We start from the raw sequence: 20513 nt of genomic DNA on the forward strand, positions 1-20513 counted from the left end.
ATTTCACACCATGATAACAAACATACAGCGTATAACATCATATTGAGATGATAAAAGCAAAAAAGCGCAACTAAAAATAGTTGCGCAATTGAAAAGTACTTCTCAAGGCGAAATTTTAAAGGGAATTAATTTTTATCGATATTCCTATTAAGACATCAACACAGTTTGAATAAAGATATTAATCATTGCCCCACCAAGGGTTAACCAGAAAAATAAGAATAATGCTAACAATAACGGTTTGACGCCCGCTTGTCGGATAGCACTGATATGTGTTGTTAAACCTAATGCCACCATAGCCATTGCTAATAAAATGGTATCGATAGTTACAATATAACTAACAATAGACGCTGGAATTAAATTCAAAGAGTTAAAACCCGCCATTAAAATAAAGAATACGGCAAACCAAGGAATAGTAATTGGGCTTTTCTCAGTAGATTGCGCGCCATTGTTTGCCTTGCTTTTCTTTTTACTTAAATAAGCTGAAAGAATAATTAAGAACGGTGCTAGCATCATTACACGGATCATTTTACTAATAACCGCTGCATTTTCAGCATCAAGACTAATTGAGTGCCCGACGGCGACAACTTGAGCCACTTCGTGAATTGTTGAACCTGAGAAAATACCAAAGGTTTCTTCTGTAAATGGTAGCCAGCCTGCAAATGCATTTAAGTGATAGAACCAAGGGTAAAGAAAAATACCAATAGTCCCGAAAATCACAACAGTAGAAACCGCAACAGCGACTTGGCTTGCTTGTGCTTTAACAACAGGCTCTGTCGCCATAACAGCCGCAGCACCACAAATACTACTACCTGCACCAATCAAGATGACAGTTTGTTCATCTAAACCGAAATATTTGCGACCAATCCACATAGCAATAAGAAAAGTCGATATCAGCATAATGGCATCTATAATTAAACCTGTTGCACCTACATCTGCAATTTGCTGAAAAGTCAGTCTAAAACCGTACAAAATAATACCTGTACGTAATAAATAGTGTTTGGCGAATTTGACACCTTCGTCACTATAAGGTTTGGCAACAGGATAAAAGGTATTACCCACAATAATACCGAATAGGATAGCCAGTGTTAATGCACCTAAACCCATGCTAGAAAACCAAGGAATATCACCAATATAAATAGCAAGCGCAGTTAATACACCTGTTAGTAATAAACCAGGAAGCCAGCGATAGACTGGAGTAAAACATTTTTTCGCCAATGTAATAGGTTGACTTTGCTCTGACATAGAAAAACCTTGCTTATATGAATTTTGCATAAGCATATAACAAGCAATCTTATTTATTAAACTCATTATTTTTATAATAATAACTAGTAAAACTAATATAGGTGTATTTTCTTAAATGTACTTGGTATGTTACTGGTTTGTGGATAGTATGTTATTACAATGACAGCTCAAAGGTGGAATGGATATGCGAATTACGTTGCGGCAACTGGAAGTCTTTACTGAAGTTCTCAAGAGTGGTTCTACAACGCAAGCATCACAACAGCTTGCTTTATCTCAATCTGCTGTCAGTGCATCTTTAACTGATCTCGAAAGCCAACTAGGCGTACAGCTTTTTGACAGAGTGGGAAAACGGCTTGTCACAAATGAACATGGGCGATTACTTTATCCCAGAGCATTATCTTTACTTGAACGAGCAACGGAAGTGGAGCAGTTATTCCAAGCTGGAAATGGTGCTTTGCGCATCGCTGCAAGTACAACAATAGGTAATTATATTTTACCTCAAATGTTGGGGAATTTTCATCGTAACTATCCTGATATTCCGCTAGAAATGAGTATTGGAAATACCGAAGAAGTCGTTAAATTAGTGAGCGAATTCCGTGTTGATTTAGGGTTAATTGAAGGTGCTTGTCAAAGCTCTGAACTCATTAGCCAGAAATGGCTTTTAGATGAAATGGTTATTTTTTGCTCACCCGATCATCCGTTAGCTAAAGCACCAAAAGTGACTTTAACTGATTTACAGTCGGCTCCTTGGATTTTACGAGAAAATGGCTCGGGAACTCGAGATGTACTTAACCATCTTCTATTTGCTTCTTTACCGGGCTACCGCATTGAAATGGAATTAGGTAACTCAGAAGCAATAAAACACGCCGTGATGTATGAAATGGGGATCAGCTGTTTATCTCGCCGAGTCATTGAAGAGCAGATCAATAATGGCTCATTAAAAGAGATAAAAGTAGAAGGGCTGGCCTTACAACGTACTCTATATCTTGTATATCATCGTCAAAAACATGTCTCTGATGCATTGAAAAAACTTCTGACGTATTGCAATGCTGAACACTTAATCGGCAATTTTTCATAAATTGCTAATAATTGACGCCCGATCATGAAGGTATCTTATAATCCCAGATCCTTGCTATTCACAAACGACAGATTTGCTACAATCCTCGTTAGAAAAGTGAATATAAAAGTGGAATGTTATGTCAGAACAACAAAATAGTACTGCTGATTCGGGCGCAGTACGCACTTTGCGCCGAGAGTTAAAAGCGCGACATTTAGCGATGATCGCTATTGGTGGTTCAATTGGTACAGGGCTTTTTGTCGCATCTGGTGCAACTGTTGCTCAAGCAGGGCCAGGTGGGGCATTACTCTCTTATGCTTTAATTGGATTAATGGTCTATTTTCTAATGACCAGCCTTGGGGAATTAGCCGCATTTATGCCTGTTTCCGGCTCATTCTCAACATACGGTTCTAAGTATGTAGAAGAAGGTTTTGGTTTCGCATTAGGCTGGAACTATTGGTATAACTGGGCAGTTACAATTGCTGTTGACCTTGTTGCTGCACAATTGGTGATGCTCTATTGGTTCCCTGATGTTGATGGTTGGATCTGGAGTGCTCTATTCCTTGGCGTTATTTTCTTACTCAACTATATTTCTGTAAAAGGATTTGGTGAGGCAGAATATTGGTTCTCCTTAATCAAAGTTTCCACAGTAATTATCTTTATTATTGTGGGTATTGCGATGATCACTGGCATTATGAGAGGTGCCGAAAACGCAGGTTGGCATAATTGGGAAATTGGTGATGCACCTTTTGCGGGTGGATTTGCCGCCATGATTGGTGTTGCCATGATTGTTGGTTTCTCATTCCAAGGCACAGAATTAATTGGTATTGCGGCGGGTGAATCTAAAGATCCAGCTAAAAATATTCCAAAAGCTGTGCGTAAAGTCTTCTGGCGTATCTTATTATTTTATATCTTCGCGATTTTAATTATTAGCTTAATTATCCCTTACACTGATCCTAATTTACTGCGTAATGATGTAGGTGATATTAGCGTTAGTCCATTCACATTAGTCTTTAAAAATGCGGGATTATTATCTGCGGCTGCCATCATGAATGCGGTTATCTTAACAGCGGTACTTTCTGCTGGTAACTCAGGCATGTATGCATCAACGCGTATGCTGTTTACATTAGCAAGAGAAGGCAAAGCACCAAAATGCTTTGGTAAATTGTCTAAAAATGGTGTACCACGCAATGCGCTTTATGCGACAACGGTTGTTGCTGGTCTATGCTTCTTAAGCTCAATGTACGGAAACCAAACTGTCTACTTGTGGTTATTAAATACCTCGGGAATGACGGGTTTTATTGCATGGTTAGGTATTGCGATTAGCCACTACCGTTTCCGTAAAGGGTATGTTGCACAAGGTCGTGATTTAAATGACTTACCTTATCGCTCTGGCTTCTTCCCAATTGGTCCTATTTTTGCCTTTATATTGTGTTTAATTATTACATTAGGCCAAAATTACCAAGCTTTCTTAGAAGATACGATTGATTGGTATGGTGCCATCGCAACCTATATTGGTATCCCATTATTTTTATTAATTTGGTTTACTTATAAGATTGTGAAGAAAACCCGCTTTATTCGTTATAACGAAATGGAATTTCCAACACATATTGCGAATAAAAAATAACCTCTAAATTAAGTTATTAAAACGCCCGTTTTGTGATCGAAATCACTATAAAACGGGCGTTTTTTTATTTTTTTAACCAGTCAATTATAAAAAATATACAAAAATCCTAATTATATTAGTAATCGCATTGATAATAATTATTATTTGCTTTATTGTTGGCGCATAATTTATTTACTGAAAAATAAAATGATGGTGCTATTGGTTGTAAATAATATGCTTAATGTAATGAGTCTGATAATAATTAGCCATTCTAGTGTTCAATACAGCCAACCAACAATTTATCGTCATATAATAAATTACACAACGAATGTGTTTCACCGTATAATAATTTTGCGACTCACTTCTTTGTTGAATGAATTGTCTCAAATTAATAACTGGCTTTTGGTACATAAGAAACAGTTGATGAGTTGTACGGTATGTCTTTGCCTATTGAATGTGTTGGCAGAAGCAGAAAAACGTAGAAAAAAAACTAGGTACAACAATTGATATGAGCATTATATCAGAGAGGCTCGCCACACAAGAGCATGAAAGAGATCCATCAGATAATGTGAAAGTCCATTATCGAAAAATGATGAATAAACGCATGTTATGGTTGGGAGTTATCGTTTTGATTATTTGTGGTTCAGTGGTGTTAGATTTCACCATGGGACCTTCTGGTTTATCGCTTGATAAATTATTAACAACCCTTTTTCAACCTGAGCTTGTTGATGCAGGTTCTCGAGTGATTGTATGGGATATCCGCTTACCTTATGCCCTAATGGCGGTTGTGGTAGGGATGTCACTAGGATTAGCGGGTGCAGAAATGCAAACTATTCTAAATAACCCGTTAGCAAGTCCATTCACATTAGGTTTATCAAATGCGGCTTCATTTGGTGCTGCATTAGCGATTGTTTTAGGTATTGGTATTCCGGGTATTCCTGACCAATGGTTTATTTCGGCGAATGCGTTTCTCTTTGCATTATTATCAGCTTTATTATTAGACGGAATAACTCGTTGGACTCGAGTTCCTACATCTGGAGTAGTGCTTTTTGGTATTGCCATGGTGTTTACCTTTAATGCACTAGTCTCAATGATGCAATTTATTGCAACAGAAGACACTCTCCAAGGTTTGGTTTTCTGGACTATGGGAAGTTTAACGCGTGCAACATGGGTAAAACTCGGTGTTATGGCGGGTGCTTTTGCTGTCATTATGGCGATTTCATGGATGAGTTCATGGAAGTTAACTGCATTGCGATTAGGCGAAGATAGAGCGATTAGCTTTGGTATTGATGTAAAGCGTTTAAGATTAGGCTCATTACTGCGCATCAGTATTTTAACCGCGCTCGCAGTCGCTTTTGTTGGACCAATTGCCTTTATTGGTTTAGTTGCCCCTCATATTGCTCGCATGATGTTTGGCGAAGACCATCGATTCTATCTGCCAGCAAGCGCATTAATTGGTGCTTTAGTTTTATCATTGGCATCTATTGCTTCTAAAAATTTAATACCAGGTGTCATTATTCCAGTCGGTATTGTGACATCGCTGGTGGGCGTGCCATTTTTCCTCAGTATGATTTTACGTCATAGGGGGAATATCTAATGATGGAAGGATTAAAGATCCAAGATTTTAGTGCTGGGTATGCTAAACATCTTATCATTAAGGCACTGGATGTTGAGCCTTTGCCAAAAGGAACGGTCACCGTATTATTGGGGCCGAACGGTAGCGGAAAATCAACATTATTAAGAGCGTTAGCTGGATTAAATAAATCATCAGGTGTTGTCAGTTTAGATGGCAACGATCTAGCATCGATGAATTTTGCACAACGTGCTCAAAATGTAGTCTATTTGCCACAAACATTACCTGCTGGTGTTCATTTACATGTTTTAGAGTCCATTATTGTGGCGCAGCGTGCTTCAGGTGGATTACATAATGAACATAGTGAAGCTCAGGTAATGCACTTATTACGCCAATTAGGTATTGAGCATTTAGCATTACGTTATTTAGATGAATTATCGGGTGGTCAAAAACAATTAGTGGGGCTTGCTCAATCATTAATTAGACAACCCTCTTTATTATTATTGGACGAGCCATTAAGCGCACTAGATCTTAATTACCAATATCATGTAATGGATTTAGTTGCTAAAGAAACACACCGTAGAAATATTATTACTGTCGTCGTTGTCCACGATATTAATATCGCCTTACGACATGGCGAACATGTATTAATGTTGAAACAAGGACAGTTAATTGCACAAGGCACGCCAGATAAGGTTATCACGGCACAAAGCCTTGCCGATGTTTATGGTGTTCAAGGTCGATTGGAATATTGTTCACAAGGAATACCTCAAATCATTATTGATGGTTTAGTGGATAAAATATAGAGAAGTAAAAAAGAAAGAGAAAAGAAGTAAATATAGGAACGCAGTAAATAGGGATATAAAAATAATATTAAAATAACTAAGGGTAATTAAGTTTATTTATTACCCTAATTTCTGAGCAACTGTCGACATATCCATCTATATAAAACTTAAAGAATATATATTCTTGGAGAATCGGGAATGGTAGTGTTAAATAAAAATAAAATCGCGCTTGGCGTTGTTGCTGCTATTGCATCAAGTTTTGTAATGACTGCTTCAGCAGAAAATGTAGAAAAATTGCTTGTAACAACCGCTTCTGGGTTTAAGCAAACCGTTGAAGATGCACCTGCATCGGTTTCTGTTGTCACTCGTGAACAATTAGAAACCAAATCTTACCGTGATGTGACTGACGCATTAAAAGATGTTCCCGGCGTATTAGTAACAGGCGGTGGAAGTAGTTCTGATATCAGTATTCGTGGTATGGATGCAAAATATACCATGATCTTAGTTGATGGTAAGCGTGTTGCGTCGCGTGAAACGCGTCCTAATAGTGATAACTCTGGTATTGAACAAGGTTGGTTACCGCCTTTACCTGCTATTGAACGTATCGAAGTTGTACGTGGTCCAATGTCTTCTTTATATGGTTCAGATGCAATGGGTGGGGTTATCAATATTATTACCCGTAAAGCGCAAAAAGAGTGGAATGTTAGCTTACGAGCAGACAGTACATTAACGGAACGCCAAAATTCAGGTAATACAGAACAAGGTAGTTTCTACGCAGCGGGCCCATTAGTTGATAATTTGCTAAGTTTAAAAGTTCAAGGACAATATTCGCATCGTAGCGAAGATAAATTTGCGAATGGTTATAATCGTCAGATTACCGCAAGCGGTGGTGGGACATTAAGCTGGACACCAGATGATAAAAATACGATTGATTTTGAATTTAAAAAAGACAGCCAGCACCGAGATGCACGTTGGGAATATTCAGCCTCTGAACGTTCTCGTAAATCTAAGAGCAGTGATTTCAGTAAATATGAGCTAACGCAATATGCCCTGACTCATGATGGTGTTTATGACTTTGGTACGATGAATACTTATGTTCAGCGTGATGAAAATAATAACCCAAGTCGTAAAATGGAATACAACGATACAACAGTACGTAATCAAACAGTATTTATGTTAGATGCGCATACGTTAAGTGTTGGTGCTCAGTACCGTTTTGAAGAATTAAAAGATAACAACAACCGTTTAGACAACGGTAATAAATTAGATCGTTATAGTTGGGCGCTGTTTGCTGAAGACGAATGGGCACTAACAAATGATTTCGCTTTAACCGGTGGTTTACGTATGGATAAAGACGAAAACTACGGTACACATTGGACACCTCGTGTTTATGGTGTTTGGCATATGGCTGATGAGTGGACCTTAAAAGGGGGCGTTTCTACTGGCTATCGTTCACCAGATCTACGTCAAGCCACTAAAACATGGGGACAGGCAACAGGGGGTTCAGGTGGTAATGCCGTCATTTATGGTAATCCAGATCTGAAACCTGAAAAGTCAGTAACCGAAGAGATTGGTATTATTTGGGATAATCGTGATAACTTAACCGCAAGTATTACTATTTATAATACTGATTTCAAAGATAAAATTACTGAACGTCGTATTTGTGATGATAAAGGCGTGTTACCTACATGTACTAAAGAGCAAGGATACGGTCACCAATATGACTTTATCAGTACGCGTGAAAACGTAGATAAAGCGAATATGCGTGGTATTGAAGTTACAGGTAACTGGACGATTTCACCTGCGTGGAACTTAGCAGCTAACTACACCTTCACTGATTCAGAGCAGAAGAGTGGTGCATTTAGTGGTAAACCACTTAATAAACAGCCTCGTCATATGGCAAATGCGACCTTAAACTGGGAAACCACGCCAGAAATGGAAACATGGGCGCGTATTAATTTCCGAGGTAAAACATCAGATTATTTATCACGCACGAGTATGGCAACGGGTACGCCTTCTTATGCATTTGTTGATATTGGTACAAGTTACAGCTTAACCAAACAACTTAATGTGATTGGTGGTGTTTATAACGTGTTTGATCGTCGCATTAATTATGAAAACTTTAATACCACATTAGAAGGTCGTCGTTACAACATTGGTTTGAACTATAACTTCTAATTTTTCACCCTCAGTTTGTGTCATTAAGACTCCACTTGTGGAGTCTTTTTTTATCATTCTTTTGGTTAAAATAAATACTGGAAAATTTAAATATTGAGGTCTATATTTAGCTCAATAAATCATCTTATCTATCGTTTTATTCTGACTATCAGAGTGTTATTTCTACTTATTACCAGTCATTTTTTTCTCAAATTATTCTCTTACTTTTTATTTATATAAAACAGGTTATTAAAAAATAGGCACTTTTTATTAAAAGTCTATTTTTGGAGATAAAAGAAGCATAAGTTAACAAAATCTTAGCATTAATCTTATTAATGTATTTTAAATGCTTTATTTTGATGGTTTGGTAATGATATTAATTTTAATCTAAAGTTTAATTCTTATTTATCAATGTATTGTGTTTTATTTCCTTTCGTTGCAGTAATGACTATTTGAAATATTTAAAACTTGAGAGTTGTGATAAAAACACAATTATTGTTAATAAAATGTGGCGTTATATGTTGACTTAGTTTGCGAATTGAAAAGATCGTAAAAAAAGGGGGCTTTTTGATGAAAATGTATTGCTATTTAAGTCTGAGACGTGCAAAATGCGCCCACTAAAAATATGACTGATGCGTTTAAAGTGCATCGGTTTTTTTTTGCATTTTTACTTATTACTACACCAAGAGGTCAGATTCATTTGAGTCTGAATAGATAACATAATTTGATTAGCAGCCAGCCCCTTAGAGAAAGGGTTGTCATGATAGAGGAATGCTAATATGGTACAATTATTCTCTTTCGCAGTCGGGCCTAACGGCACTGCGGGCAATGATGACTACGGAGCACGGCGTCTCCTAAACACATACACATCCTTAAAAACTTCATTCTATTCTGTTTATAGGCAGATGCGAAGTCTTCCCAGTAACTGTCGGTTGAGTTTATCTAATACTCAAACCGAAGTTATGGGAGGGTTCGCTAATGTCAGATAACGTCATCTCCTCTATCGGCACTAACCAAACTGGTGCTAACAATCGAGTACAATTACGTAAAACCTTGACTCTAATGCAGGTAGTCATGATGGGGCTTGCTTTTTTACAGCCTATGACTATTTTCGATACATTTGGTATCGTTTCTGGCATTACAAATGGTCACGTAGCAACCTCGTATGCGATTGCGTTGATTGCAATTTTATTTACAGCGGTCAGTTATGGAAAATTAGTTAAGCGTTTTCCTTCAGCAGGCTCTGCGTATACTTATGCTCAAAAATCCATGAGCCCTTATGTTGGCTTTATGGTGGGTTGGTCATCTTTACTTGACTATTTATTTATGCCAATGATCAATATTCTATTGGCGAAAATCTATTTACAAGCAATATTCCCAGGCGTTGAACCGTGGATCTTTGTATTTGCTTTAGTGGCTTTAATGACCTTCTTTAACCTACGTGGTATTAACGTTGTTGCTAACTTAAATACAGCGATCGTTATTGTTCAGGTTGCAGTCATGGTTGTCTTTGTTGGGCTGCTTATCCACGGTGTTTATAACGGAGAAGGTGCAGGGGAGTTATGGACCTTTAGACCGTTTGCGTCTGTTGATGCTGAAGTCATACCAATGATAACCGGAGCGACAATACTCTGCTTCTCATTCTTAGGTTTCGACGGTATCAGTACATTATCAGAAGAGACACCAAATGCAGGTAAAGTTATCCCTAAAGCGATTTTCTTAACGGCGCTGATTGGTGGACTCATCTTTATTGCGGTTTCTTATTTTTTACAATTGTATTTCCCAGATATTTCACGATTCAAAAATCCAGAAGAGTCACAACCTGAAATAATGCTGTATGTTGCGGGTGCTTTATTCCAGTCTATTATTTTAGTGTTCTCTTGTGTGACGGTATTAGCATCAGGTATGGCGGCTCACGCAGGTGTTGCACGTTTACTTTATGTAATGGGACGTGATGGCGTATTCCCTGAGAAGACATTTGGTTATGTACATCCAAAATGGCGTACACCTGCATTTAACGTGCTATTAGTTGGTTTCTTAGCATTAGGTGCCGTGTTCTTTGATTTAGTGACTGCAACTGCATTAATTAACTTTGGTGCGTTAGTTGCGTTTACTTTCGTGAATCTGTCTGTTATTTCACAGTTCTATATTCGTGAGCGTCGTAATAAAGGATTAATGGATCACATTAATTACCTGATATTGCCTATCATTGGTGCTGCGACAATGGGAGTCTTGTGGATAAACCTTGAACCAGGTTCTATGGAGTTAGGACTTGTTTGGGGCGCAATTGGTATTCTTTATATGGTGTGGATCACTCGTCGATTCCGTCGACCAATGCCACAAATGCCAGAAAAGTAATACTATAAAAATTGTCATAAAAATCAGTGTAGAAATGGCTTCAGTAATGAAGCCATTTTTTTTTTGCCTACAATAAATTATCAGTATTAAATTAGCTGTATCAAATAGGAAATTGAACAATAAATGATAAATAGGGGGGACACATTTTCTGATAATAAGAATTACATTAAAAAATAAATAATCGTATCGTTATAAATAAAATATTAAGATATGATTGATCTAACAGAATTTAATGAAGCTGTTTTTTTCTTGGTGATTATGAAAATCGCACTCTTTCTCTTGAGAAATTTATTAAATTAATACATTTTATATCAAATGGTTATATTGATAAAAACCTAGCCTAAGCTAAGTCAGCATAAGCTAGGTTTTGTTATTTAAATCGTACTTATAACTTAAAATGAATAAAGCGAATCTTTAGACTCTTTTAATTTTTGTGCTAATTCAGAAGCTTCATATCGTTCGGTTACTATTTCTATATAAGAGGCATTTTCTGTTGATTCTGCCACTTTAAGCGCTTTATTTAATTCATCTATCGTTGTGACTTTCTCACAATGCCAATCTCTTGCGCCAAAAGCTCTAGGTAATTGATGATAATTCCATTGAGCGAGATCGTTATAATAAGCTTCAGGGTAATCACATAATAATCGTTCAATTAAATAACCATCATTATTTAAAACAAGGATGATCGGTTTTAATCCGAAGCGAACAAATTGACTAATCTCTTGTACGGTTAATTGATGTGAGCCTTCACCTGTAATTAAAATAACTCGTTTGTTAGGCGCTGCAAGTGCAGCACCAAATGATGCTGGTGTAGCCCAACCAATAGAACCCCATAATGTTTGGTTATGGAATTGTGCACCTGCTGGTAATAGGGCAAAACCTAATCCCATTGATGATGTCCCTGTCTCTGCAATAATAATATCATTAGGTTTAAAGAATTTTTCTAAATGAGGATATAGATATTGAGCAGTAATTTTACCATTATCAGATAACACAGCTTCGCCTAATCCTTTGGCTTTTATCTGATGATAACTTCTTTTCGGTAATCGTTGAGTCAGTGCAGAGAGTACGTCCTCCATATAAATCGATGTGTAGATAACGGAATCAATCTCAACATATTCGGGCATGATGTTGATAAATTGTTTTGGTTTAATATTGGCAGTGAAACTTCCTGTATTGAAGTCGGTCATCATTGCACCAATTCCTAATACGTACTCACTATTTTCTACAAATTATCTGACTTCAGGTGTCATTAATTTGCCATCATACATACCAACATATTGGGGATGAGATTCACTCAAAATACTTTTATCCATAAACATAGTGGCATAAGGTAAGCCCGTTTTATCGATAAAAGCTTGGACATTATCTGATAACCCTAAACGTGCGGATAAAATACCTGGTAATACGCAGATATTATTGCTGTGTATAAGCTTTTCAATAATGAGTGATACCACTTTTTCTAGTATTTCTTTATCACTCACTGGTTTTTTCGGGGAGGTAACAGGTGAATGTTCTATCACTTGCATAGTGGCATTATCAGAAGGTAGGCCAATATAAACTGGGCGACGTTCTTTTAATGCAGTAGCAATTAAACGTTCCATTTCTGTAATGCAATTTTCAGGTGTTAATATTGCGTGAGCACAAGCAAGGCGTTGGCCTAATTGATAAAAAATATCAAAATCACCATTACCTAATGTGTGATGAACAAGGCGCTTACTTTTTTGTACACCACTTGCTGGCATACCAACTAAATGGAAAATAGGTAGGTTTTCTGCATAAGACCCAGCAATAGCATTAATTGCACTTAACTCACCAACACCAAATGTTGTCGATAATGCTGCCATACCTTTAATTCGGGCATAACCATCAGCAGCGTAAGCTGCATTTAATTCATTGCAGTTACCAATCCAGCGCATATGATTGCTATTACAAATAGTATCTTCTATGGGAAACGCATAATCACCCGCAACACCAAAAACATCACTTATTCCTAAGTCATATAAGCGGGTTAACATATACTCAACGACAGTCTTACTCATATCATCTCCAAAAAAACCGAATAATAGTCTGTGAAAGTAGAGGAATGCTTTTACATTATGCTTAATGTTTTATCGTGGATATTATCTGATATGAAATGGTTTATTATCATTGAGGGTATAACTAAATGTAATAAGGTAAGCATTGCTAATGGATATTCGCACATTGCGCTATTTTGTTGAGGTTGTTCAATTAAATGGTTTTAGCCGAGCCGCTGATGCGCTATTTATCACTCAACCTGCAATTAGTCGTAGTATTAAAAAATTAGAAGATGAATTGGGTGTTACTTTATTAGTGAGAGAAATTGATGGCGTTAGATTAACAGATGATGGTGCAATATTGTTTGAACATGCAAAACAAATACTTGCACAATTTAATAATATAAATAAAGCATTACAGGACAAGTCTGGGCCATTAACAGGGACATTAAATGTTGGATTACCTCCTGTAATAGCTTCGACGTATTTTGCTGATATTATTATGGAATTTAGCTCTCGCCATCCTCTGGTTGAACTAAAAATATTTGAATTGGGTACTAAGCAAATGGCTGATGCCATGAGAGAAGGCAGAGTTGAAACTGCCGCCGTCGTATTGCCTTTTAATGAAGATATTTTTGAATTAACACCTTTTTCAGAAGATCACTTAATGCTATTAATGTCACCATCTCATTCTTTAGCTATAAAAAAGGAAATTCACTTCAAAGAGTTGATTAATGAACCTTTTATCTTCTTTTCTGAAGATTTTCGTATTAATGATTTAATTTATAGTGCTTGTGGTATTTACAATACAGTGCCTATTATTGCGGGACGTAGTAACCATTTAGATTTAATTATTGCCATGGTGAAAGCTGGTGTAGGAGTAACACTTTTACCCAACAGTATGTGTAATAAAAATCCTATTGATGATTTGGTTGTTCTTCCTGTAGTGGAACCTACATTGTCATATCAAGTAGCACTAGCAAATAATAAAAATGGCTATAAAAGCCGAAGTTGCCAAGCATGGAATCAGTTAGCAAGAGAAAAGCTAACAATAGAATAAAATATTAAAATAATACTTATTTATATTCTATTTAAGAAATAAATATCGCAATTATCTTATAAATAATAAAAGTGATTATAAATCAATAAATGTTATTTTTTAAGAAATGCGGATAGCAGTATAAAAGCAGTTATATAAATGATAAGTTTATATTTTGCACATAGCCTTATGAGTAATAATAAAAATGGGCAAATAAAAGATTAATCAGACAAGACAGGAATAGGATAGGGAAAATGAATGAGAGTAATAGTTCTGTAAATCAACATTTTATTCGCAAACTTGAAGGTATCGTTGGTAAAAAACAAGTATTAACACAAGCACATAAAACAGAACGTTATCGCAAAGGTTTTCGTTCAGGGCAAGGTAAGGCGTTGGCTGTTGTCTTTCCCGCTAATCTATTAGAACAGTGGCGAGTTTTTAAAACCTGTGTCGAAGCCGATAAAATTATTATTATGCAAGCGGCGAATACTGGATTAACAGAGGGCTCAACGCCTAATGGTGATGATTATGATAGAGATATCGTGATTATTAGTACATTACGCCAAGATAAAATACAGGTTCTTTCAGAGCATAATCAAGTTATTGCTTTTCCTGGTAGTACGTTATGGCATTTAGAAAAAGTATTAAAGCCATTAGGGCGAGAACCTCATTCTGTTATTGGATCTTCTTGTATTGGTGCGTCGGTGATAGGGGGAATTTGTAATAACTCGGGCGGTGCTTTAGTTCGCCGCGGGCCTGCTTATACCGAATTATCGCTTTATGCTCGCGTTAATGAAAAAGGTGAAGCTGAATTAGTTAACCATTTAGGTATTGATTTAGGTGAAACACCAGAAGAAATATTAACTAATTTAGATAATCGTCATTATCACGAAAAACAGATACAAACGACAGAAAAACTAGCCTCTGATCATGAATATCATGAGCGTATACGTGATGTCGATGCTAATACACCTTCTCGTTTTAACAATGATGAACGGCGTTTATATGAAGCAGCAGGGAGTGCAGGAAAATTATCGGTATTTGCTGTGAGATTAGATACTTTCCCAGCAGATCATCGCACTCAGGTTTTTTATATTGGTACTAATAATCCGGACGAACTTGAAGATATTCGTCGTCATATTTTAAGCCATTTTAAAAAGTTGCCTGTTGCTGGGGAATATATGCATAGAAGCTATTACAAAATGGCTGAAGTGTATGGAAAAGACACATTTTTGGTGATTGATAAATTAGGTACAGATAAAATGCCAATATTATTTGCCGTAAAAGGGCGAGTAGATGCGGTATTAAATAAAGTGCCTTTCTTACCTAAAAACATGGTGGACAGAACCATGCAGTTTATGAGCAAACTATGGCCAGCTCATTTACCAGAGCGTATGACTGATTTTCGTGACAAATATGAACATCATCTTATGTTAAGAATGGCAGATGATGGAATTGAAGAAGCCGCAACTTATTTAAAAGAATACTTTAAGCTAGCATCAGGCGATTATTTTGAATGTACTGAAGAAGAGGGAAATAAAGCCTTTTTGCATCGTTTTGCTGCCGCAGGTGCTGCTGTGCGTTATCATGCCGTTCATGTTAATGATGTAGAAGATGTGTTGCCATTAGATATTGCATTGCGCCGTAATGACAAAGATTGGTTTGAAAAGCTACCACCTGAAATAGAGAGTAAATTACTTTATAAACTCTATTGTGGGCATTTTATGTGTCACGTTATGCATCAAGATTATATTATTAAAAAAGGTGTTGATGCTAAAGCATTAAAAGCAGAAATGCTGGCGCTATTAGATCAGCGTGGAGCTGAATATCCCGCAGAGCATAACGTAGGTCATATGTATTATGCTAAACCTCAATTAAAAGCATTCTATAAGCATAACGATCCAACCAATAGCATGAACCCAGGTATTGGTAAAACCTCAAAACTAAAATATTGGGGAGAAGAGTGTGGCTGTGGACATGCTCATAATGATGCTAATACAGAGAATAAAAAATAATTGTTGTAGATTGTGTTTATTAAATTAAAGAATAAAGGCAGGATAAAACCTGCCTTTTATTTTATCAATTAGCTCGCAATCTCTTGAGCATATAAATAAAGCTCTTGTAGCTGTTTTAATTTTTCCTCGTTATCGGCATGTTCTTCAGCTAATAATTGAATAGTATTAATATATTCGGTTAGTTTTTCTGGCGTTAACATCTCTTTTCTATGTGCCAACCAACGTTGTTGTTCGTCATAATTAAGCGTTGAAGGATAATTTCTTGCACGATAACGGAAAAACAGAGGTTCCATTCTCGCATCTTCAAATGTTAAGTCTAAAGCGGGTAAATTCTGTGGTTGCGTTGAGCGAATAATCTCCATCGCACTACGATCATTTTCACTGAAAAAACCATTATAAATTTGTGAATCAACATTATCAGAGACAACAAAAGGTGTTTGTTGTGCAAATATTTCCACGACTTTATTGCGTATTTCAGGATGAGAAAACAATAGTGCTTGGTTTTTTAAACAAGTATCAACATCTAAACCAATTCTATCTGCATCTTGCTGTCTTAATGTATTTTGCGGTGCCACAATGGGGCATTTATTAATATGCAGTAATTTAATTGGAACTGGTGGCTCATCGACTGATAATTCACTACGTGGTGTATATAAACGTTCACGCAATTGGTCTGAATCGAGTGTTAATAAAGGCGATATATCTGCGGCTAAGTCGCAAACAATAACTGCATTGCGATTATCAGGATGCCACGCTAATGGTGCAACAAGGCTTAAATTAGAACGTGCGGCACCAAACATACCTGAAACATGCACAATCGGTGTCATTGCTGGAATATCAATTAGCGCCTGTACTTTGCGTTTATCGCGTAAATTAAAGAAATAATCAAACATGCGCGGTTGAGCTTGTTTTAATTTTTTTGCCATCGCAATGGTGGCATAAACATCAGACATCGCATCATGCGCATTCTCATGAGAAATACCATTTGCTTTGGTTAATAACTCCAAACGGAAGCTTGGAAAACCGTCTTCATTTTCAGGCCAAACAATACCTTCAGGGCGCAGTGCATAACAGGCACGTAAAACATCAAGTAAATCCCAACGTGAATTTCCTTTTTGCCAACTATAAGCATAAGGATCATAAAAATTACGATAAAGGATATTTCGTGTGACTTCATCATCAAATCGAAGGTTGTTATAGCCCATAATACAACTATTAGGTTGGCTAAAAGCTTGATGAATTTGACGAGTAAATTCGGCTTCAATCACCCCATTTTTTGCCGCAACTTGTGGCGTTATTCCTGTGATCATCACGGCTTCTGGGTGAGGCAGATAATCATCATTAGGTTTGCAATAAATAACGAGAGGATCTTCAATAATATTGAAATCCATATCGGTTCTTACACCTGCAAATTGCGCAGGGCGATCAAGTGCTGGGTGCGTGCCAAAGGTTTCGTAGTCATGAACATAGAACGTTGGTTGTTTGATTGTGTTAGTCAATGTTATCTACCGTAATAATCTGTGTTTTAATTCATTGATTTATTGCTATTTATAGCACCTTGACATCAACTATTTCGCTCTTTTGAGTGCTAATGTCCTTTACTGTCCAGTATCGTCCATGTCATATTGAGTACAGAATGAGTACAAAACTACAAAAAAGAGTGAGTACAAAATATTATGGCTCTTAGTGACACGAAGCTTAGATCTATTAATGGTAAACCATATTCAGGTAAACCAGAAGTAGCTGATGAAGATGGTCTCAGCGTTAGGATATCTCCAAAGGGAGTGATTACCTTCCAATGCAGATATAGATTAGATGGAAAGCAGCATAGAATTAGCATTGGTAGATACCCAATAGTTACTCTTAGAGATGCTAGGGTAAGGGCTGATGAAATTAAGGAGTGTGTTGCTAGGGGAAACGATCCTAGACATCATGATGGGAAAGAAAGCAGAAACATTGTTACACTGCATGACTGTATCTCTTATTGGAAGCAAACCTACTTCCCGCAACTGAGAGAGAATACAATACTATTGTATGAGGCTGTTGTTGTTAAAAATACCAGAAATATCTTTACTGGCATTGATATAGAGGAGATATCCTCTAAAAACTGGATGGATTTATTTTTGGCTTTCGAAAAAGAGAACCCCAAGAAAGCAAGGACTATATTTGTACAGCTAAAGTCAGCTATAAATTGGTGCATTAGAAGGCAGTTTATTAACTCATGCGAGTTGATGAAGATAAGCCCAAAAGATATAGGCATAAGAACAAATAAAGGCGAGAGGGTTCTGACATATAATGAGCTTGCTAAAATATGGATAGCAATAGAAAGAAGTAGAGCATCAACGTCTAATAAGCTTTTGCATCAAATGGCCATGCTATGGGGATGCAGACTATCAGAACTCAGAAGATCGAGAAAGTCAGACTTTGACTTGAAGGAGAAAGTATGGACTATTACTCCTGAATATAGCAAGGCAAAAAACACAATAAGAAGACCTATATTTGATGGAATAGAGCCATTATTAAATAAGGCACTAATCACATACAAAGATTATTTATTCCCAGGGCAAGATATTAGCAAGCCAATAACAATAGCTGCTGCCAATAGATATATTGGAAGAATAAGAGATGAAATGAACTTAGAATACTGGAGAACTCATGATTTTAGGCGCTCTCTAGCTACTAGGTTATCAGAGGAGGGTGTTGCCCCGCATGTCATAGAGAAAATGCTAGGGCATGAGCTTGGTGGGATCATGTCTGTGTATAATAAGCATGACTGGATTGATGAGCAAAGAAAGGCGTATGAGATACACTTTACTAAAATAATGGATCACGTTAGGGAGTTATCTGACTAGCACCGCCGTTTTTAATCCACTTATAAACATCTGTTCTCAGGTATGCTTTAGGTCTCAATCTAATAGGGCGAGGAAACTTCCTTCTTCGCTCGTAATCCCATAGTGTTTGTCTGGATGAAATACCTAATTTATTCATTACTTCATCACTAGTCATTAATGTTCTATCCATCTTTCTCTTCCTTTTGTAATTTCCGTAGGTAATACGATAGGACCATCTTGTCCTGATAGTTCATGTGATTTAGAGGCTTAAACTTTGGCGTGTATTTATCGAGGATCTGAGTGGTTAGTTTGTCGTTGGGTATTCCGTGGCTTCTGAGTTCGATTAAGCATTCCTTTGCTATTTGCCTTCGTGCGTTTTCCATTGCTTGTGCATTCATAGTCTTTGCCTTTTATTACGCAAAGTGACTATATATGATTTACGACAGTTTTCTATTTCGACGGGATAAATATTCTTTCCTATCTTTATTTTGTGACTAACGATTATTCCAGTTCGATTATATTTCTTTTTATGGGCTTCCAGTGCCTCATTAATAGCAATCCTTTCTGTTGGCGTGACTTCACCGCGAATTATTAATCTCATAATTCACCTATATTAATTGAATACTTTCTTTTGCTTGGTCGCCATATACATCCCAATCACCGTATTTCTCACGAGCGAATAATTCGAGTCGAGGAACATCTCCATATAATTCCTCTAAACGATGATGTGCCTCTTTTGGCTTTTCGCTGTGTTCACCTAAGCACGAATAAATAATTTGTCTCACGCTTGCAGATTGACGAGGTAATCCATTTCCTCTTGTAGCTATTAAACACATTTCGACATTTTGACGGGTATAATTACCGCAATTAATCTTTGTCTCATTGTTTAATATTTCCATGAAATCAAAGAAATCTTCTGGCGGTTTTTTATTTATTCTATCTCCTGCATTTTTATTTAATTTAACCCATGCGAACCCGAACATGTTTTTAACTTTAAAATCCCATGCTTCGGCTAATTTAATAGCCTCAAGTGCAAAGTTTCCCGTGTACCACATAAACAGTACGGCATTTTTAGAAGAGTGTTTTTCTATTGGTAATCGAGAAAGGGAATATAAATCTGTGGTGTTGTAATGGTTATCTGCTGCGCCATTTGAAACTTTGTTGTTATATTGCCAAGGCGGGTCAGCTAGAATCAAGTCATACTTTTTCATTCTCCGCATCCTTCATCATCAGGAATACTTCCATAGCGCCACGGTATAAGCCTCCACGCTCAACATTACCAACTGAGCCATGACAGCACATCCATCCACCTGAGCTTTTAATCATGGATATTTCATTCTCAATAATAATCGGCATGGCGTCTTCTGGATTATGGCAATAGTCAGTTCGATAAAACGAATTAAACATATCTTTGTCTTTTAGTGATTCCTCGCCATATAATTTAATAAAAACATTTTTATTAATCTCGAAGTCAGAGAGTTCAGTGTGTTTATTCATTATCAGCCTCAATAATATTAACCTCGGAAATATGAAGGTTTTCGCCTGCGTTTTTGCCAATAATTTTCTCAGCATCTTCACGCAAATAGAATATTGCTTTTAGTGATGGGTACTTACTATTGTTGATACAGACAATATTCCCGTCATTATCACACACCGCATAAAATTTAAATTTATTCATTTCTCATCACCTCGCCACAAATAACCTCAACATTCTTCACTGACATTAAATATTCAGCACGTTTATTACATTCCGATTGTGTGTATATATCTTCCGTTACAGGCACAGCAGAACCCTGTATTAGCACGAGTAATACATATCCAATTATTTGCAT

16 protein-coding genes and 1 pseudogene are annotated in these 20513 nt (G+C 36.8%); 10 read left to right on the plus strand and 7 right to left on the minus strand.

Annotation, left to right across the window (positions count from 1 at the left end):
• Positions 1-147: 147 nt before the first annotated feature.
• Complete coding sequence (locus ACNART_RS08235) at positions 148-1242, minus strand: YeiH family protein (RefSeq protein ID WP_198620659.1); 1095 nt, start codon at positions 1240-1242, stop codon at positions 148-150.
• Between the two features lie 184 nt (positions 1243-1426).
• On the opposite strand from ACNART_RS08235, the gene yieE reads away from it, so the two are divergent.
• The 7 genes from yieE to ACNART_RS08270 all read left to right on the plus strand — a co-directional run bounded on the left by yieE (position 1427) and on the right by ACNART_RS08270 (position 10778).
• Positions 1427-2320 carry a DNA-binding transcriptional regulator YeiE gene (gene yieE, locus ACNART_RS08240; RefSeq protein ID WP_100157915.1) on the plus strand — a complete coding sequence of 298 codons (894 nt, stop codon included), beginning with the start codon at positions 1427-1429 and terminating at the stop codon, positions 2318-2320.
• A gap of 118 nt (positions 2321-2438) precedes the next feature.
• Positions 2439-3926 carry an amino acid permease gene (locus tag ACNART_RS08245; RefSeq protein WP_160230198.1) on the plus strand — a complete coding sequence of 496 codons (1488 nt, stop codon included), beginning with the start codon at positions 2439-2441 and terminating at the stop codon, positions 3924-3926.
• Between the two features lie 568 nt (positions 3927-4494).
• Positions 4495-5502, plus strand: coding sequence for a FecCD family ABC transporter permease (locus ACNART_RS08250; RefSeq protein WP_416303579.1), 1008 nt, complete (start codon positions 4495-4497; stop codon positions 5500-5502).
• Positions 5502-6284 (plus strand): ABC transporter ATP-binding protein, encoded by a 783-nt coding sequence (locus ACNART_RS08255; RefSeq protein ID WP_368927037.1) that lies wholly within the window; start codon positions 5502-5504, stop codon positions 6282-6284. Before ACNART_RS08250 ends, ACNART_RS08255 begins: the two co-directional genes overlap by 1 nt.
• Before the next feature lie 177 nt (positions 6285-6461).
• Complete coding sequence (locus ACNART_RS08260) at positions 6462-8441, plus strand: ligand-gated channel protein (RefSeq protein WP_368927035.1); 1980 nt, start codon at positions 6462-6464, stop codon at positions 8439-8441.
• 758 nt (positions 8442-9199) lie between these two features.
• The gene (locus ACNART_RS08265) at positions 9200-9409 is read left to right on the plus strand and encodes a hypothetical protein (RefSeq protein ID WP_100157911.1); all 210 of its coding nucleotides are present in this window, start codon (positions 9200-9202) and stop codon (positions 9407-9409) included.
• A complete protein-coding gene (locus tag ACNART_RS08270; protein ID WP_198620656.1) occupies positions 9399-10778 on the plus strand; it encodes an APC family permease in 1380 nt (459 codons plus the stop codon). The genes ACNART_RS08265 and ACNART_RS08270 overlap by 11 nt, the downstream gene beginning before the upstream one ends.
• A 392-nt stretch (positions 10779-11170) precedes the next feature.
• On the opposite strand, the pseudogene ACNART_RS08275 reads toward ACNART_RS08270, so the two are convergent.
• Positions 11171-12820: pseudogene (locus ACNART_RS08275) on the minus strand (alpha-keto acid decarboxylase family protein).
• Positions 12821-12968: 148 nt separating this feature from the next.
• Between ACNART_RS08275 and ACNART_RS08280 the strand changes: the two are divergent.
• Both ACNART_RS08280 and dld read left to right on the plus strand, forming a co-directional pair.
• Positions 12969-13856, plus strand: a complete 888-nt coding sequence (locus ACNART_RS08280; RefSeq protein WP_198629769.1) for a LysR family transcriptional regulator — start codon at positions 12969-12971, stop codon at positions 13854-13856.
• 233 nt (positions 13857-14089) lie between these two features.
• Complete coding sequence (gene dld, locus ACNART_RS08285) at positions 14090-15850, plus strand: D-lactate dehydrogenase (protein WP_198620653.1); 1761 nt, start codon at positions 14090-14092, stop codon at positions 15848-15850.
• Between the two features lie 68 nt (positions 15851-15918).
• On the opposite strand, the gene sbcB is transcribed toward dld, so the two are convergent.
• Positions 15919-17349, minus strand: coding sequence for an exodeoxyribonuclease I (gene sbcB, locus ACNART_RS08290; protein ID WP_160230200.1), 1431 nt, complete (start codon positions 17347-17349; stop codon positions 15919-15921).
• Between the two features lie 177 nt (positions 17350-17526).
• Here sbcB and ACNART_RS08295 point away from each other — a divergent pair, with 177 nt between their 5' ends.
• Positions 17527-18702, plus strand: a complete 1176-nt coding sequence (locus tag ACNART_RS08295; RefSeq protein WP_211823948.1) for a tyrosine-type recombinase/integrase — start codon at positions 17527-17529, stop codon at positions 18700-18702.
• Between the two features lie 373 nt (positions 18703-19075).
• Here ACNART_RS08295 and ACNART_RS08300 read toward each other — a convergent pair whose 3' ends face one another.
• The 4 genes from ACNART_RS08300 to ACNART_RS08315 are packed head-to-tail and all read right to left on the minus strand — an operon-like array spanning position 19076 to position 20359.
• Positions 19076-19282 carry a DUF4060 family protein gene (locus ACNART_RS08300; RefSeq protein WP_416303522.1) on the minus strand — a complete coding sequence of 69 codons (207 nt, stop codon included), beginning with the start codon at positions 19280-19282 and terminating at the stop codon, positions 19076-19078.
• 7 nt (positions 19283-19289) lie between these two features.
• Complete coding sequence (locus ACNART_RS08305; RefSeq protein WP_416303523.1) at positions 19290-19892, minus strand: MT-A70 family methyltransferase; 603 nt, start codon at positions 19890-19892, stop codon at positions 19290-19292.
• The gene (locus ACNART_RS08310) at positions 19879-20178 is read right to left on the minus strand and encodes a recombinase (RefSeq protein WP_416303524.1); all 300 of its coding nucleotides are present in this window, start codon (positions 20176-20178) and stop codon (positions 19879-19881) included. The genes ACNART_RS08305 and ACNART_RS08310 overlap by 14 nt, the downstream gene beginning before the upstream one ends.
• Positions 20171-20359, minus strand: coding sequence for a hypothetical protein (locus tag ACNART_RS08315; protein ID WP_416303525.1), 189 nt, complete (start codon positions 20357-20359; stop codon positions 20171-20173). The genes ACNART_RS08310 and ACNART_RS08315 overlap by 8 nt, the downstream gene beginning before the upstream one ends.
• Between the last annotated feature and the right edge of the window lie 154 nt (positions 20360-20513).

The organism is Proteus sp. LHD240705 (genome assembly GCF_047921555.1).
In the GTDB taxonomy this organism is placed as follows: Bacteria; Pseudomonadota; Gammaproteobacteria; order Enterobacterales; family Enterobacteriaceae; genus Proteus.